Genomic DNA, 16,743 nt, shown 5'->3' with positions numbered 1-16,743 from the left:
AAGCAAATAATAAAATAAATAAATGTGTCAATTGCTAAATCTAAAATGGCGGAGCACGCACTTGTAAGTTACGTTGCCAAATTAAAAGAGGTTGTAAGTAAATCTGCTTTGGAGGGGTGACTTCTGTCAGTAAAAACTGAGTGATTGGAGCAGCATTAGAGATGCTTCCTGCACTTTGTACATGGTACACATTGCTGTATAAACAATGTGAATGATCAGCTTCAAGTGCATGTTCGGCGGCGTGAGATAACGTGATAGATTGTAAAACAATCAACCACAAACCGAACAACATTAATCCAGCGTTTCTTAATTGGTGAAGAGTGTTTTTTTGCATGTTCTCCCCCCAATCGTTAATGGATTAAAATATAAAATGGATAAGCGCCATGGCTAATTTACTTATCGCGGTAGTTAAATAAAACACCGACCAAACGAATGTTATAAACCGCAATAAACGATACATTATGCAACATTTAACAATTAATGTATCCCGTTTTCGCTTATTTTGGATAACATAGAGACACTAAATTGACCGTTTTCGGGTGATTTCGTGCTCGAGGTCACAACTTTTACTGTGACATTTTTAACTTGGTGTCGTTATTAAAAAATTAAAAATCAAATTAAAACCACTAAATGATGTCTTTTCTCATGATGCTCATTTTTCTTATTAAAAGAGCCGCTACAATCAGAGCTAATTAATTTAGTCAATCACGTTAGGGCTTATCTTGATAAAATTTATGCCTTCGCTTGCGCGCTTCATCAAGTTTTTTGAGATGCATACCAACGGATAAACCGTCATCAGATTGATTAAATCACAGGCATAAAAAAACCGCATAAATGCGGTTTTTTATATAGTAGCCTTGTTTATTACAAGCTACCTAGAATGGCTTGAGTTATGCGTGCTCTTTAGCAAGATATAACCAAGTATCAATCACGGTATCAGGATTTAATGATACAGTATCAATACCTTGTTCAACTAACCATTGTGCAAAGTCTGCATGGTCTGATGGGCCTTGACCACAGATCCCCACATAAGCGCCTTTAGCTTTTGCCGCTTTAATTGCCATTGATAGAAGTACTTTTACCGCTTCATTACGTTCATCAAATAAGTGACTAATAATACCTGAGTCGCGATCAAGCCCTAAAGTAAGCTGAGTTAAATCGTTAGAACCAATAGAGAAACCATCAAAATATTCTAAGAATTGGTCAGCAAGGAGTGCATTAGATGGTAATTCACACATCATAATCACACGCAGACCATCAACTCCACGTTCAAGTCCTTGCTCTTTTAGTAACTCAATAACTTGTCGAGCTTCTTCAACCGTACGCACGAATGGGATCATGATTTCAACGTTCTTCAAGCCCATGTCATTACGAACACGTTTGATTGCTTCACACTCAAGCGCAAAACAGTCACGAAACGCCTCTGAAATATAACGACTTGCACCGCGAAATCCCAACATTGGGTTTTCTTCTTCAGGTTCGTAGCGATCACCACCAACTAAGTTTGCGTATTCGTTAGACTTAAAGTCTGACATACGAACAATAACTTTCTTAGGGTAGAACGCACTAGCAATTGACGCAACGCCTTCAACAAGACGAGCAACATAATATTCAACTGGAGAATCATAACCTGCGATCATGTCTTGGATCTCAGCTTGTAACTCTGCCGGTTGCGCATCAAATTCAAGTAACGCTTTAGGATGAATACCGATCATGCGATTAATAATGAACTCAAGACGAGCTAAACCAACGCCTTTGTTTGGTAAACGGGCAAAGTCAAATGCTCTGTCAGGGTTACCCACGTTCATCATCACTTTCATTGGCAGTTCAGGCAACGTGTCAACACGGTTAGTCACCACATCAAACTCTTGTTTACCTTCGTAGATAAAACCTGTGTCGCCTTCAGAACAAGAAACCGTCACTAATTGACCATTGCTAATATGGTCAGTCACATCGCCACACCCCACAACAGCAGGAACACCTAATTCACGCGCGATAATTGCAGCGTGACAAGTTCGGCCACCACGGTTGGTAACAATTGCACTTGCACGCTTCATGATAGGTTCCCAATCTGGGTCAGTCATATCAGTAACCAGTACATCGCCGGGCTCGATTTGATCCATATCAGCGATTGATGAAAGCACTTTTGCGACACCTGATCCAATTTTATGACCAATCGCACGACCTTCAGCGACAACATCGCCTTTTGTTTTAAGGTGATAACGTTCAATTAATTGGACATCTTCACGGCTTCGAACTGTTTCAGGACGAGCCTGAACAATATACAGTTTGCCGTCATTACCATCTTTGGCCCATTCAATGTCCATTGGACGACCATAATGTTTCTCAATCACACATGCTTGCTTTGCAAGCTCCATGACTTCGTCATCGTTGATAGAGAATTGTTTACTCTTATCAGCAGCAACATCTTCAATTTTAACTTGCTTACCATGCGCTTCATCGCTTGAATAAACCATTTGAATCAGTTTGCTACCAATATTACGACGCACAACGGCTTGGTGCCCTTGCGCTAAAATTGGTTTGTGAACATAAAATTCATCAGGGTTAACCGCGCCCTGGACAACCATTTCACCAAGACCAAATGATGAAGTGATAAATACAACGTCGTTATTACCTGACTCCGTGTCCATTGTGAACATGACACCAGAAGCAGATTTATCCGAACGTACCATACGTTGGATACCAGCAGATAATGCAACACCTTGATGCTCATAACCCTGGTGAACACGATAAGAAATCGCACGGTCATTAAATAATGAAGCAAATACATGCTTAACCGCCAATAAAACGGATTCATAACCTTTAACGTTTAAGAATGTTTCTTGTTGGCCAGCAAAAGAGGCATCTGGCATATCTTCAGCGGTCGCTGACGAACGCACGGCAAAAGAAGCATCTAATGTTTCACTTGACAGTTTATTGTAAGCTTCACGAATAGCGGCTTCGAATTCTGGTTGGAATGGGGTTTCGATAACCCATTGTCTGATCTGTGCACCAACTTTCGCTAGTTCATTTACGTCATCAACATCTAAGGTTGCTAGAATGTCGAAAATCTTCTGGTTAACACCACTTTGCTCTAGAAACTCATTAAACGCATGAGAAGTAGTTGCAAATCCACCAGGGACTTGAACACCGGCATTTGACAGGTTACTGATCATTTCACCAAGAGAAGCGTTCTTACCGCCAACCTTGTTTACATCGCCCATGCCTAATTCTTGATACCAGAGTATGTATTGCTGCACAGTTATCTCTCCACAAGTTTATTTCAATGGCCCCTTCACACGAGGGCAGCGGCATTCTACACTCCCTCACCACACCCGTAAATGTATAATTTTATTTGTAATTTTATTACTACAAGAGGCCGAAATGACACCAAAAGTTTTTTATATTTCAGACGGAACAGCGATTACTGCAGAAATATTTGGTCACGCCGTACTTTCACAATTTCCTATTGAATTTGAGGCACTTACAATTCCATTTATTGACGCAATTGAGAAAGCTGAGAAAGTTAAACAGCAAATTAATGATTGTTTTATTACAACACAAGTGCGCCCTATCGTGTTTCATTCCATCGTAAATGCGGAAATTAGAGACATTATCTTCGCCAGCGAGGCCCTTGATTACGACTTTTTGAACACCTTTGTTTCGCCACTAGAACAACAACTGGGAGTAAAAGCTCAACCTGTGATCAACCGCACACATGGTAAAGCGAAAGAATCATACGAAAATAGGATTGATGCCATTAATTACACCTTAGATAACGACGATGGCCAAACAATGAAAAATATGGACAAAGCCGATATCATCTTATTAGGTGTTTCTCGTTGTGGTAAAACCCCGTCGAGTTTGTATCTATCTATGCAGTTTGGAATAAAGGCAGCAAACTACCCTTTTACTGAAGATGACATGGACAACCTTAAGCTCCCATCTGAGCTGAAAAAAAATAAATCTAAACTGTTTGGTTTAACCATTGATCCACAACGCTTGCATGAAATACGTCAAAGTAGACTTGAGAACAGTCGATATTCATCATTGCGACAATGCCGAATAGAGGTTAAAGAAGTCGAAATGCTATTTAAGAAAGAAAAAATTCCATTTGTTAATGCAACCAATCATTCTGTTGAAGAAATTGCAGCTAAAATTTTGGATAAAACCGGACTTAAGCGTCACATGTTCTAAATATACTGACTTCGGCGAATCGTAGTGAGTGAATCATCGCAACCAACTTAACCTGTAAGTATATGAGTTGGTTGCTTTACCTAAAAAGTGTAATAGATTGAATAAATCTTAATTAAATTTAATCAAATCTAGCTAATTATCGACTTTTAGCCGTGTTTAACGATTACTTATTCGTTATAATCTTACGTAATTTGATGGTAACCCATCACCCTATTTCTATCGGTACTTTGAATGACCACTAAGACAGACGAACTACGTACATCGCTTTTATCGAAAGTGATTTCACCCGCACAACTTGAATCAGAATATCCATTAACCCAAGATGCTGCAGATTATTTAGTTCAGCAACGTCATGAAGTTGAAGCGATTATTTCAGGTAAAGATCAGCGCTTATTAGTAATCATTGGTCCTTGCTCAATTCATGACACAAAAGCCGCGTTAGATTATGCTGAACGCCTTGCAAAATTACACCATGAATTAAAAGACGATTTATGTATTTTAATGCGTGTATATTTCGAAAAACCTCGCACAATTGTTGGTTGGAAAGGCCTCATTTCAGACCCTGATTTAGACGGCAGTTTCAGTCCAAATAAAGGCTTACGCTTAGCACGTCATTTATTACAGCAAATTACTGAATTAAAATTGCCAATCGCGACTGAATTTTTAGACATGGTCAATGGTCAATATATTGCCGACTTGATTACTTGGGGCGCAATTGGTGCGCGTACCACAGAAAGTCAAATTCACCGTGAAATGGCATCGGCTCTGTCTTGCCCAGTTGGTTTTAAAAATGGTACTGACGGCAATATTAATATTGCTGTTGACGCAGTTAGAGCGGCTCAAGCACCGCATATTTTTTACTCCCCCGATAAAGATGGCGCTATGGCTGTTTACCGAACTCACGGTAATCCATATGGACATATTATTTTACGTGGTGGTAAACAACCTAATTATAGTGCCCAAGATATTCAAACTGTACGTGCTCAACTTGAAAAAGTCGGTGTCACTCAGCGTATGGTTGTCGACTTTAGCCACGGCAATAGTCAGAAAAAACATAAAAATCAACTTAATGTTGCCGATAGTATCATTGAACAAATGCAAGCAGGCTGCACCAGTATTGCCGGCATAATGGCTGAAAGTTTCATCGTTGAAGGCAACCAAAAAGTCGTTGCCGGTCAGCCATTAACTTATGGCCAAAGTATCACCGATGCCTGTTTACACTGGGATGACTCAGAAACACTATTACGCCAACTTGCAACAGCATCAAGGCACAGAATGGACAAGCTTGCTAAATAAACAACCAACATTATTATTTAAACAATCAATCCTTTGCTTAGGATTGATTGTTTAAATATAATTTAATTCTTTAGCGCTTTAAATTGACTGCTTAAACCAGCGATATGAGGACGACCTCACTTCGTTAATACTAATGGGACGACCCAATTAAGACTTGAAGGTCACTATGTATTGGGCTGCACTGTTAATCGCTGGATTATTGGAGGTCATTTGGGCTATTGGCCTTAAATATACCCACGGATTTACTAAACTTTCCCCCACTATCATTACACTTAGCGCGTTAGCGATCAGTTTTTCGCTGTTGGCTTTTGCTATGCGCGCCATTCCATTAAGTATTGCTTATATAATTTGGGTTGGGATCGGCATTTTAGGGACAAGTATTTTTGGCATCATGGTGTTAAATGAGTCTATTTCACCATTAAAAATCGTTAGTTTGAGTTTGATCATTATCGGTATTGTGGGACTCAAAATATCACATTAAAACCTGACCCATAGTCAATACCTGCACTCAGGTTAATTGGCAACATTATGCGCCTTTTACATAAGCAAAATGATAAGCACGAAGTTAAAAGTGAATGATAAGCACGAGGTTAAAAGTGAACGATTAGCGCATTGATAAGATTGAGTGACATAAAGCGCCTAGCGAGGTAAGTTTTACAAATAGCGTTTTTAATCACACAGTGAAAGTTAAGGGAAATTGACATAATATCAATCTATCATTGATTCGCTTTTTTATAACATCATTTCAGCCCCAAAAAATAACCCCATATTAATGAATAGGACGACTATGAATCCATCATCTAAAACAAGCGCGACCATTCTAGGTTGCTTATTTTTTGCAGCTATTACGGTCTTTGGCTACCAAATCCAACAAACGGCCACTGATGTAAAAGCATTAGACCGAACCGTCACGGTAAAAGGCCTGGCTGAAAATGAATATCCAGCCGACATTGTTATTTGGCCGATTCAATTTAGTGCTGCCAGTAACGACCTTGATGCCATTTATTCGCAATTAGAAAGCCAGAGTAAATTGGTAAAACAGTTCTTACTTGATCAAGGAATAGCAGAGTCGGAAATCAGCATGGCTGCGCCAACTGTCACTGATAAGCTAGCACAGCAATATGGTTCTCAAGGAAATGTTGAGTTTCGTTATACTGCATTTGAAGTTGTCACTGTCTATTCAAAACAAATAGATAAAGCTCGCGCGGCAATGAAAAATTTATCGCTACTGGGCAAACAAGGTATTGTATTTACCACGGCCAATTACGATTTAAAAACTGAATATATTTTTAGTCAGTTAAACCAAATAAAACCGGAGATGATTGAGCAAGCAACTAAAAATGCGCGTTTAGTTGCGCAAAAATTTGCTAAAGATTCTGACAGTCGTTTAGGTAAAATAAAACGCGCGACCCAAGGTCAGTTCAGCATTTACAATCGCGACCAAACCACACCTTACATCAAAAAAGTACGGGTGGTTTCAACCATTGAATATTACTTAGCTGATTAGTTAGTGCCATTATCCCGTCCCCGGTGCAGCTTAGTCCATGTACCGGGGAAATATCCATTAAAACATCTTACGTGTTAGCATAATTTTAATCACCCTCTTTGCCCTCAACATTCATATGTAATACGCTAATTTACCTATCCTTAAAGTCATTTTAGGTCACGTTTTACCGCTATTACATAACCGCTTTAGCACGTATAATGCACGCAAACTCGCCTATCACCAATATTAGGTTCAACCATGCCAGCAAACGGTTCAAAATTAAGTGATGATGTAATTAAACAACGCATCAATGCGTCAGAAGCTCGAGTTTTCAAAGCAATATTTCCATCTAACACCAACCACCACAACACGTTATTTGGTGGAGATGCCCTTGCTTGGATGGACGAAACAGCCTTTATTGCGGCAACTCGATTTTGCCGTAAAACATTAGTCACGGTCAGTTCAGACCGCATTGACTTTAAAAAAGCCATTCCTGCAGGTCATCTTGCAGAATTAATCGCACGTGTTGTCAGTGTGGGTAATACTTCGCTTAAAGTTGAAGTTAACATTTACCTCGAAGACATGTATACAGAACACCGAGAGCACGCTATTCGTGGTGTATTTACGTTAGTTGCCATCGATGAGCACCGAAAACCGACAACCGTATTGTGATGTTAAGCGTCAATGGAACCATGCACACACTTGAGTTTAAACTCAGTGCCCCATTTACTAACAGCAACGGTGTTCCCTCATAATTAACCTAATAAAATAGCTGTTTTTTTGTATAAATATCATCGACATTCATGTACGACAGAGCATTAGACCTAAGTCTAATTTGCGCTGAATAATTAATCAATTTATATGATATCGTACAATAGCAATAGAATGTCCACATGCCATTTGTTACATTGGGATAACCTTCACGTGCCCAAAGAATAAAATAGCCATGAAGCTCGAAAATTTGAATATTATCATTGCAGACGATCACCCATTATTTAGAAATGCATTACGACAAGCGCTTACACCAAGTTTTGTTAATACATCTTGGTTTGAGGCTGACAGTGCCGACGCACTGCAACACATAATTGATGACCGGCAAATACATTGTGATTTAATTCTGCTTGACCTGCAAATGCCTGGTTCTCATGGTTATTCCACATTAATTCACCTTCGTAATCATCACCCTGAAATCCCAGTCGTGGTTATCTCGGCGCATGAAGATATCAATACTATTAGCCGCGCCATTCATTACGGTAGCAGCGGCTTTATTCCTAAATCGGCCTCCATGGATGCTTTAGGGGAAGCACTAAACACGGTGCTTTTAGGGGATATTTGGTTACCAGACAATACCCAATTAGTCGAAATTGATGAGACACAAGCAGAACAAATTGCATCGCGCTTATCCGAATTAACACCGCAGCAATATCGCGTGTTGAAAATGTTTGCTGAAGGCTTACTTAATAAACAAATTGCTTATGATTTTGGGGTGTCAGAAGCCACAATTAAAGCCCATGCAACTGCAATTTTTAGAAAGCTGGCTGTAAGAAACCGTACTCAAGCGGTAATTGCACTGCAACAACTAGAAATGGAAAAGGTAGATTTATAATTATGGGCAGCCAACTTCCGTTTTCTCAAGCATGTGAAAATAATAAACAACCTATCCTTGATACAATTACGCCTTGGCTCAAAGATAAGCATGGGGTACTCGAAATTGGCAGTGGCACCGGTCAACACTGCGTCTATTTCAGCCAGAATTTGCCTCACCTAAGCTGGCAACCCAGTGATCAACTCGTCCATTTACCGCATCTAAATACCCGTATTCATCAAGCGCAACTTAATAATTTATCGACGGCTATTGAGCTTGATGTCAACAAACCTTGGCCAACAGTGCTAAATATGATTGACACTGTATTTACCGCTAATACCTTACATATTATGCCTAAGCCCATTGTTGAAGTGTTTTTTAAGCGCATTGGGCAACATTTAAGCTCAACAATATCTCAGCTGATCATTTATGGGCCTTTTAAATATAATGACCAATTTACAAGCCCATCAAATGCAAATTTTGAGCTGTGGTTACAGCAGCAATATTCAGGTAGTGGCATACGTGATATTGAATGGATATCTGAACTTGCGCTCAAACAAGGCTTTGAGCTTGTTGAAGATATTTCAATGCCGGCGAATAATCAATTACTTAAATTTTATCGTATTAGTTAAATTCAACACAGTTATTTAAGGAACACACAATGGGCTCAGTCACCACTAAGAGCATGGCCAATGGGCTTCAATATGTTGAAGTTGATACCGAGCTTTGCCAAGCACGTATTTTTCTTCAAGGGGCACAAATCGATCAATTCCAGCCAAAAGGGCAATCGCCTTTACTTTGGGTCTCTGCGGCTGATGATTATCAAGTAGGTAACGGAATTAGAGGCGGTATCCCAATTTGTTGGCCATGGTTTGGCCAAAGTGAAATAGCAGACTTTCCACAACATGGTTTTGCTCGCACTCGAACCTGGTCACTTTCCTCGGTGAATATGCAAAATCAATTAGCGATCATTACATTGTCTTTGCCTATTAACCATGCCGATAAACAATATTGGCCACATGACACTCAACTTAAAGTCGTTTTTGAATTAGGTACACGTTTAAAGGTTAGCTTGGTCAATACCAATAATGCCGATTACCCAGTGCAATTGACTCAAGCGTTACACACCTATTTCCCAACCTCTGATATTCACAATACCCAAGTGGATGGATTAGCGGGCTCACAATATATTGAGTTTGGCCAAGGGCCATTTAAACAACCACATAATCAAGTGGCTTTCACTAAAGAAACTGATCGGGTGTATACCAATTTACAACCTCAGCAAATCATTAGTACCCCTGAAGGTAATATCATTGTTAATCGCGACAACAGTCACTCTGCCGTGCTCTGGAATCCGTGGATTGCTAAATCACAGCGACTGTCTCGTTTTAATGACAACGACTATTTATCAATGCTTTGCTTAGAAGCCGCCAATGTCCTAGATGATAAAGTGTTATTACAACCGGGTGATTCACATACGCTTATTACTGAAATTTTTTGGCAAGATGAAGTGAATTAATCTGCACAGGTATTTGTGTAAAATATCAATTTTACATGCCAATATGTAGCCATTAACAGTTGTCACTATGAGTTTAACAAGAGAACATCGTTAACAATGAGACTAAATAGCGACCATGGTTAAAACCCGCATAATAGTAATGCTTTGTGTTTGCTTTTTAGCTATGGCAACTTTTTTGTACCTGCAGCCAAAATCTAGCACGGACTCAACATCTGGTAATGTCACGGTAAAAATCATCAATACTTTACTTGAGCCCTACCAAATAAAAGTGCTCAATTTTGATTCTGAGAAACTCACATTAAACCAGCTACATATTCCAAGGTTAGTCATTCAATATCAGCAGCATATAATGGCTATTCAAGAATTAAAAATCGACCTTGTTGACGGTTTTTCAATGTTGCTAAACACTCAGCTTGGAATGAAGAACATTGACAACATAAGTGCAGATCAAATCTATTTAAATATTGATAATCCATCACAGCCCCCCGCGCCTCAATCAACAACAGCGACTCTCACAATAAACGCACTTTTCGACGCTGCGATGCAGTTACCCAGCATCAATATTGGTCAGTTTTACTTACGTCTTCCCACAGTAGAAAACGCTCCAACAATGACGCTAGCGGCCAAAAATGTGCATCATCAATTTCAAGGTCGCTTTAGTGCTCATTTGCAACTGAATCAGCAGCCATTAATTGATTTCAGTGGTGAGTTAAATAGCGGGGAACAAACTGCTCAATTAAATATAAACTATGACTTAAGCCATTTGATCGGGCATATAACGGCTGTTGAACACTATCTAGATGCCTATTCAAAACAACATCTAACAGTGCCCATTACTGCAAAAATCAAACATATCTATAGTCCACTTCGTACTTTTAGCACATTTATTCATACACATATTCCTGATGCGAAATTAACGGGTAATTTTACCACCCAACTGGACTATAAAGCTCAAAGCCAACATCTGATGAGCCAATCTAGCTTGAGTCAACTGCGCCTGAGTTCAGTCACACTTACATCAGACCAACACGTTTTTGTCACTTCGAGCACCAAGACGCTAACCGACGACAATATGGCTTTAAATAGCCTAAATTTAAAAGGTATCACTGCTAGCCCATATCAATCTGAAAAGCACAATTCAAACAACATAATACTCAATGCCAAAACGCCCATTATGTTGACGACTTTGTCACGTTTTCAGCCATTAATTCGCCCAAATAAAATGAAAAACACCAGTGCAGTCAAGCCTGAGGCAAATTTACAGCTCAAACTAGCACCCATTAATATATCAATGAAGACTCAAGCTTTTTCGGCACTACTACAAGATGCTCTTTCACCGTCACTTAAAGATTCAATCAAACTAACCACTACATTAGGGCCGTTATTCAGTGAGTTTTTTAGCCGCGCACAACTGCAGACATCAACACTTACATTCAACCAATGGGCTTACGGCCCGAACATGACCAACAAATCACCATTAACTGAGCGCTTAAGTGACCTGTTCATTAACAATGCCTCGGTTAAATTTACAGATGACAACAATCAGCAAGTCACTGTTAAAGTATCGGATTTACACGCAACAAGTCGTCAGCGTTCAACAAATGCGTTAGCGCCAACATTACACTCTCGCTTTGATATAGATTTCTCATTGCATCAGTTAGCGCAAAACTCGGTTATTAAGGGATTTATCAACTCACTTTTAGGGCGAAAGCAACAAACAAACAATGAACAGCTACACTTATCTCAACTTGAACGTCTCGATGGTGGCTTATTTGGGAGCATCGCATGGAATCAACCACTTCAGTTACCAACTAAACATATTGAAAACCAGCTAGTTTCTGATAATTCGATGTTGCAAAAATCAGCAATGCATTCTGAACCACTCGCCCCTAAATTAACACCTCATGTACTAAAGATTGCCTTGCTCGATAACAGCTACATTAGTGCAGAAAAAGTTGGCTTAAATAACGCTGCAATGTCAGCCAACGTAAAATCCGTCGACTTGGGGTTTGGTGCTAATTGGTCACATCAACTTACATTAAATCCCACCACTAAACATGCGGCTCATGCGTTTACTTTGCCAGCATTAAAACTTTCTTTAAATGAAATCAATATGCAGCATATCTCTGCAGAACAACAAAGTCGGTTTTACCATATACAACAATTATCTATTAGCCACCCGCAGCAACATAGCGCCATGCTTGCTGGTTCAATATTCTCAACTGATACTGAGCTTAAATGGCATCTGCAACAGCTCAGTATTAATAATCAACTTGGCAACAAACTTACGCCACTCATCTACATTGCTGATATCAAACTTAGACAACACATAATGACAACCAATAACGTTTGGCACTCCACTGAACAATGGCAAATAGATAACATAGCTCCAACGTCACGTCATTGGGTTAATATTCATCGTAACCCGACAGTTGCAGGACAATGGAAGTTAAGCGCCCCAATTGCCACCACACTCAATACATTAATACCCAAGCCATTTTTTGAATCAGATAGTGTCTCAGGACAATATGAAGTAGAAGCAAATTTTGCCGTGACACAACACGATAATGACAGCCAATTACAGTTATTGCTTGCCCAGAAAATTGATTCCGCAACCATCAACTTTGCGCCTTTTTACTTTCAAGGCGGCCAACTTAATGCAAATTGTCAATTTGATTGGTTATCACGTAACCCACTACAATCTCAGCATTTCAAGGCTGTGAGTCAGCTGCAATGTTTAGACACCCAGTTTACTGTTGAGCACACCCATTTAGGTATCGATATTGATGACTTTAACCTCAATGCCGATATCAACTTAACCAAAGACAGCCAAACGCCTGCTACTAATTGGCTGCAACAGTTAACAGGACTAAGTCAATCCGATGTAAACATCGCTGCAAGCGGAAAATTTTTAGGTGGGACATTTTTAATTCCTGATGCCAATATTAAATTACATGATAACTCTGCAGGCTATATTATTGTGCAAGGCATTAAAGCCGAATCTTTACTTAAGCAGCAGCCATTAACCAATGTCAGTTTAACCGGCATTTTTGATGGCGTGTTACCCGCGCAATTGGATCAAGGTAAGCTTTCAATCTCTGGTGGCAAAATAGCCGCGCGTCAATCAGGTGGAATATTAAGTATTCACCCGAATGCGGCAATTGATGAAACCATTCGAATTCATCAACAATTAGAAACGCCAATGAAAGCACTTGAAAAATTATCGTATCAACACTTATCTGGCAGTTTTGACATGACACAACAGGGGAACGCCATATGGAAACTGGCGATTAAAGGCACAGCCGATGATATTTCACGGCCAATCCACCTTCAATATCAACATCAAGAAAACCTTTATCATCTGTACCAAAGTATTCAAGTACCGCAAATGCTAGAGCAGCAAATAGACAATCATTTGCAACGAAACCAATAGATAGGAAAGACAATGAAACCTTACTTTATAAGCGTGGTGACACTATTGCTCACAGCCTGTACGCCTACGGTTAATCTAGCGCCACCAGAACAACCCATTGAAATTAATTTAAATGTAAAAATAGATCATCAAATTTCTATTAACGTCGACCAGAAAACCTCTGCACTGATTGTTCCTAGCGAAGTTAAAAAAGAGGCAAGTGAAGTGTCAGATCTAGTCGAAACGAATACACATTAACAACAAAAAAGAGACTAAAAAATTTAGTCTCTTTTTGAGGGTAATTTACAGTAAACCACAAGAAAAACGATTAGATAAAGGCTTAAATTAATCACCACAGCTTTACATTGTTGACATCACCCAGTAATCGAGCCTTTTTTGTGGGTTATCGACAATCTTCTTGCAGCTTTCTTTATATTCACGCATCAGCACGCCTACGTTAGCATTGGCAATTTTTTCCATATGCGCCTGCTTTTGAGTGTGCAACGCCTTTGTCAGTGCTTCTTTTGACATATATTGTGAGCTAATTTCAATTGCGGTATCAGCTGATGCTGCTAATCGTTGACCAACGGCCTGCATTTGCGGCGCATTCATGCCAGCAATCGCATCGGAGCTGATTTGATAATATGACGCACATTCAATTAACTCTGCAGTAAAACCTTCAACAGCTTTATCTTGGGCCTGCAAAGCAAAACTACTTCCTATGCCAAATACCAGTGCAAAAATCCTTAATTTCATCATCACTCCTTGTTGTTGCTAGCTGATTTATGTCCATTACGTATTAATTACAGTCTCAATGACGACCTACAATGGACTTAATCTGAGCAGTATTGTTAACGGAAAATATTAGGCAGATACATATTGTAATTGTAGTTGCTTTAAATGTTGTTCTACTTGCGGCCATTCACTGGCAATAATTGAATACACAACGGTGTCGCGTATCGTGCCATCTTTTTGAATTTTATGATGTCGCAAAACACCGTCTTGTTTTGCGCCTAATCGTAAAATGGCCGTGCGAGAAGCTTTATTATGCCAATGCGTTCTAAATTCAACAGCAATGCAATCTAAGTTATTAAACGCATAAGTTAATAACAACTGTTTTACTTGGGTATTAATACCGGTTCGTTGTGCCTGTTTGGCATACCATGTGTAGCCAATTTCTAAGCGGCGATTAGCTTGATCCCAGTGACATATCCGTGTTGAACCAACCACATTACCTGACACTTTATCTCTGACGGCAAATGCTAAGGTTTCACCGCGTTGTTCACTGGCTATTGCATCCTTAACATACTGCTTCATGCCTGACTTATCTGGCACATTGGTCACCCATAACTCCCAAAGTCGGCCATCACTTGCCGCTAAAGTTAAAGCTGCAACATGGTCTAAACTCAAAGGCTCAAGGATCACTAAGTCCCCATTTAAGCACAAACTTGGATCAATCTGAGGCAAATAAAACTCCTTTTCATTTTTAATGACTCACGACACATTACAATATCTTAGTGTGAGTTAAATCACAATTTATCATCCCATAAAACATGATGGTTTTTACATATCGACACATTTGCAGTGATTAACACTTACTCGCACAATAAACATCACGGCAAGGAGGCTTCCTACCCGCAGATTAACGGTTTATTAAAATACATAACGATTTGTTATCGTTATTACTTATCGGCATCAACATCAAGGCTACCTAAATTAGACTTTTTATAATTTAACAACCTAATCAATGCATACACATGGTAAAATAATAACCTTAAAACATGTGATAATGAGGCAGTATTGAGCACCCACTCCCCAATAAAAAGCACCCAACATGCCCCTTTTGTCCCTAACTTGATATTATTGATCCCCATGCTGGCTGCGATTGTTGCTATCACCCCACTTGCTATTGATATGTATTTACCTGCAATGTCGATGCTTGCTGATAGCTTTGACACTAGCATGACCACTGTACAGCAATCGTTAAGTGTCTATTTGGCTGGATATGCTTGTGGAATGTTAACTTTTGGCCCATTGGCTGATAAGTTTGGTCGCCGGCCATTAGTTTTAATGGGATTACTTGGATTCTCTCTCACTAGTGCTTGTATTGCGATGACGCAATCGATTGAAGCCTTTCTCACTTTGCGCTTTATTCAAGCTTTTATTGGTGCTGGCGCAACGGTAGTTGTGCCAGGTTATATCAAAGAAGTTTATGGCAACAATACGGCAAAAGGCATGTCTTATGTCAGTTTAATCATGATGTTAGCCCCGTTAATTGCACCAAGTGTCGGCAGTTTAATTTTAGGGTTGGGCAATTGGCATATCATCTTTATTATTCAGTCGGTGTATGCCTTTTGTTTACTGATTTTCGTGTGCGCAAAACTTAAAATGCCCAGCGACAATCAACAAAGTCGCAGTACACATTCTTTCTTAAAAGCTTATTACACCGTATTTTCTCGCCGGGGAGTCAAGCTTAATCTTGCAAGTGGCGTACTGACATCTTTTGCTTTTTTTTGCTATTTAACCGCAGCACCTTTCGTTTATATGGAAGTGTTTAACTTAAGTAAAGAATACTTCGCGATTTTATTTAGCTCTAATGTCGGCGCATTAATGCTAGCAAATATCCTTAATTCTCGCATTGTGGGCCGATATGGCTCTAAACGTATGTTAGTTGTAGCAACATTTTGTGGAACCGTGTTTGCTTTAGGACTCTTAGTGGCAAACTGGCTACAATTAAGCTATCACTTTACGGTATTAATGCTTATCCCGTTAATGGGCTCATTAGGGATTATGTCCGTCAATGCTGATGCTATTGTTTTGATGAAATTTAAACAAGAAACCGGTACCGCCACCGCCGTCATCGGTACGCTTCGTTTTGGTTTTGGCGCATTAGCAGGCCCTTTATTAGCCTTATTCTATACCGGAAATGCTCTGCCATTTTCAATGCTTATGTTTATCGCCGTTTTATTAGTCCTTGTTTGTCAACTATTGCAACGACGAAAAACACGTTAATAACCCTCTCCCTCATAACTACTCATTGTTAATTCCGATTCATTGACAATTTTGTCAATGAGTCCACGCCTTCCTAGCCTAACTTTTCTACAAAGTCGAGAGTTGAAAAAAATTCAACTTTACAAATATTTTAATATTACCTATTGCAGTAAATTTTAATTTACATAGTATGAATATTGAACTGGCTAAAAAGTAGCTAAGTTTAACGAATAGAGTGAATTACCATTCGCTCTTTT

The 16,743-nt window shown here is 39.4% G+C and carries 15 protein-coding genes; 11 read left to right on the top strand and 4 right to left on the bottom strand.

The window, feature by feature from the left end:
• Positions 1 to 40 precede the first annotated feature (40 nt).
• Both G3R48_RS07420 and ppsA read right to left on the bottom strand, forming a co-directional pair.
• Positions 41 to 334 (bottom strand): hypothetical protein, encoded by a 294-nt coding sequence (locus tag G3R48_RS07420; protein ID WP_153663718.1) that lies wholly within the window; start codon positions 332 to 334, stop codon positions 41 to 43.
• Positions 335 to 890: 556 nt separating this feature from the next.
• The gene (gene ppsA, locus G3R48_RS07415; protein ID WP_212593258.1) at positions 891 to 3,260 is read right to left on the bottom strand and encodes a phosphoenolpyruvate synthase; all 2,370 of its coding nucleotides are present in this window, start codon (positions 3,258 to 3,260) and stop codon (positions 891 to 893) included.
• A gap of 124 nt (positions 3,261 to 3,384) precedes the next feature.
• On the opposite strand from ppsA, the gene ppsR reads away from it, so the two are divergent.
• The 10 genes from ppsR to G3R48_RS07365 all read left to right on the top strand — a co-directional run bounded on the left by ppsR (position 3,385) and on the right by G3R48_RS07365 (position 13,753).
• Positions 3,385 to 4,197, top strand: coding sequence for a posphoenolpyruvate synthetase regulatory kinase/phosphorylase PpsR (gene ppsR, locus G3R48_RS07410; RefSeq protein WP_153663720.1), 813 nt, complete (start codon positions 3,385 to 3,387; stop codon positions 4,195 to 4,197).
• A gap of 231 nt (positions 4,198 to 4,428) precedes the next feature.
• Positions 4,429 to 5,493, top strand: coding sequence for a 3-deoxy-7-phosphoheptulonate synthase (locus G3R48_RS07405; protein ID WP_153663722.1), 1,065 nt, complete (start codon positions 4,429 to 4,431; stop codon positions 5,491 to 5,493).
• A gap of 166 nt (positions 5,494 to 5,659) precedes the next feature.
• On the top strand, positions 5,660 to 5,974 hold the full coding sequence (gene sugE / locus G3R48_RS07400) for a quaternary ammonium compound efflux SMR transporter SugE (protein WP_153663724.1): 315 nt from the start codon (positions 5,660 to 5,662) through the stop codon (positions 5,972 to 5,974).
• 306 nt (positions 5,975 to 6,280) lie between these two features.
• Entirely contained in the window at positions 6,281 to 7,000 is a 720-nt protein-coding gene (locus G3R48_RS07395; protein WP_153663726.1) for an SIMPL domain-containing protein, read from the top strand.
• Positions 7,001 to 7,237: 237 nt separating this feature from the next.
• Positions 7,238 to 7,651 carry an acyl-CoA thioesterase gene (locus G3R48_RS07390; protein WP_153663728.1) on the top strand — a complete coding sequence of 138 codons (414 nt, stop codon included), beginning with the start codon at positions 7,238 to 7,240 and terminating at the stop codon, positions 7,649 to 7,651.
• Between the two features lie 274 nt (positions 7,652 to 7,925).
• Positions 7,926 to 8,585, top strand: a complete 660-nt coding sequence (locus G3R48_RS07385; protein ID WP_153663730.1) for a response regulator — start codon at positions 7,926 to 7,928, stop codon at positions 8,583 to 8,585.
• A gap of 2 nt (positions 8,586 to 8,587) precedes the next feature.
• Complete coding sequence (locus G3R48_RS07380; RefSeq protein WP_153663732.1) at positions 8,588 to 9,196, top strand: DUF938 domain-containing protein; 609 nt, start codon at positions 8,588 to 8,590, stop codon at positions 9,194 to 9,196.
• Between the two features lie 29 nt (positions 9,197 to 9,225).
• The gene (locus tag G3R48_RS07375; RefSeq protein WP_153663734.1) at positions 9,226 to 10,083 is read left to right on the top strand and encodes a D-hexose-6-phosphate mutarotase; all 858 of its coding nucleotides are present in this window, start codon (positions 9,226 to 9,228) and stop codon (positions 10,081 to 10,083) included.
• 175 nt (positions 10,084 to 10,258) lie between these two features.
• A complete protein-coding gene (locus tag G3R48_RS07370; RefSeq protein WP_212593257.1) occupies positions 10,259 to 13,516 on the top strand; it encodes an intermembrane phospholipid transport protein YdbH family protein in 3,258 nt (1,085 codons plus the stop codon).
• Between the two features lie 12 nt (positions 13,517 to 13,528).
• Entirely contained in the window at positions 13,529 to 13,753 is a 225-nt protein-coding gene (locus G3R48_RS07365; protein WP_153663744.1) for a YnbE family lipoprotein, read from the top strand.
• A gap of 102 nt (positions 13,754 to 13,855) precedes the next feature.
• Here G3R48_RS07365 and G3R48_RS07360 read toward each other — a convergent pair whose 3' ends face one another.
• Entirely contained in the window at positions 13,856 to 14,251 is a 396-nt protein-coding gene (locus G3R48_RS07360; protein ID WP_153663746.1) for a hypothetical protein, read from the bottom strand.
• Between the two features lie 108 nt (positions 14,252 to 14,359).
• The gene (locus G3R48_RS07355; protein WP_153663748.1) at positions 14,360 to 14,962 is read right to left on the bottom strand and encodes a GNAT family N-acetyltransferase; all 603 of its coding nucleotides are present in this window, start codon (positions 14,960 to 14,962) and stop codon (positions 14,360 to 14,362) included.
• A 405-nt stretch (positions 14,963 to 15,367) separates the two neighbouring features.
• Between G3R48_RS07355 and G3R48_RS07350 the strand changes: the two genes are divergently transcribed.
• The gene (locus G3R48_RS07350) at positions 15,368 to 16,507 is read left to right on the top strand and encodes a multidrug effflux MFS transporter (RefSeq protein ID WP_153663934.1); all 1,140 of its coding nucleotides are present in this window, start codon (positions 15,368 to 15,370) and stop codon (positions 16,505 to 16,507) included.
• Positions 16,508 to 16,743 lie beyond the last annotated feature (236 nt).

The organism is Shewanella intestini (assembly GCF_018221465.1).
GTDB classification, from domain to species: Bacteria; Pseudomonadota; Gammaproteobacteria; order Enterobacterales; family Shewanellaceae; genus Shewanella; species Shewanella intestini.
Note: the sequence above shows the minus strand (reverse complement) of the source record. Positions and strands in the feature narration are given on the sequence as shown.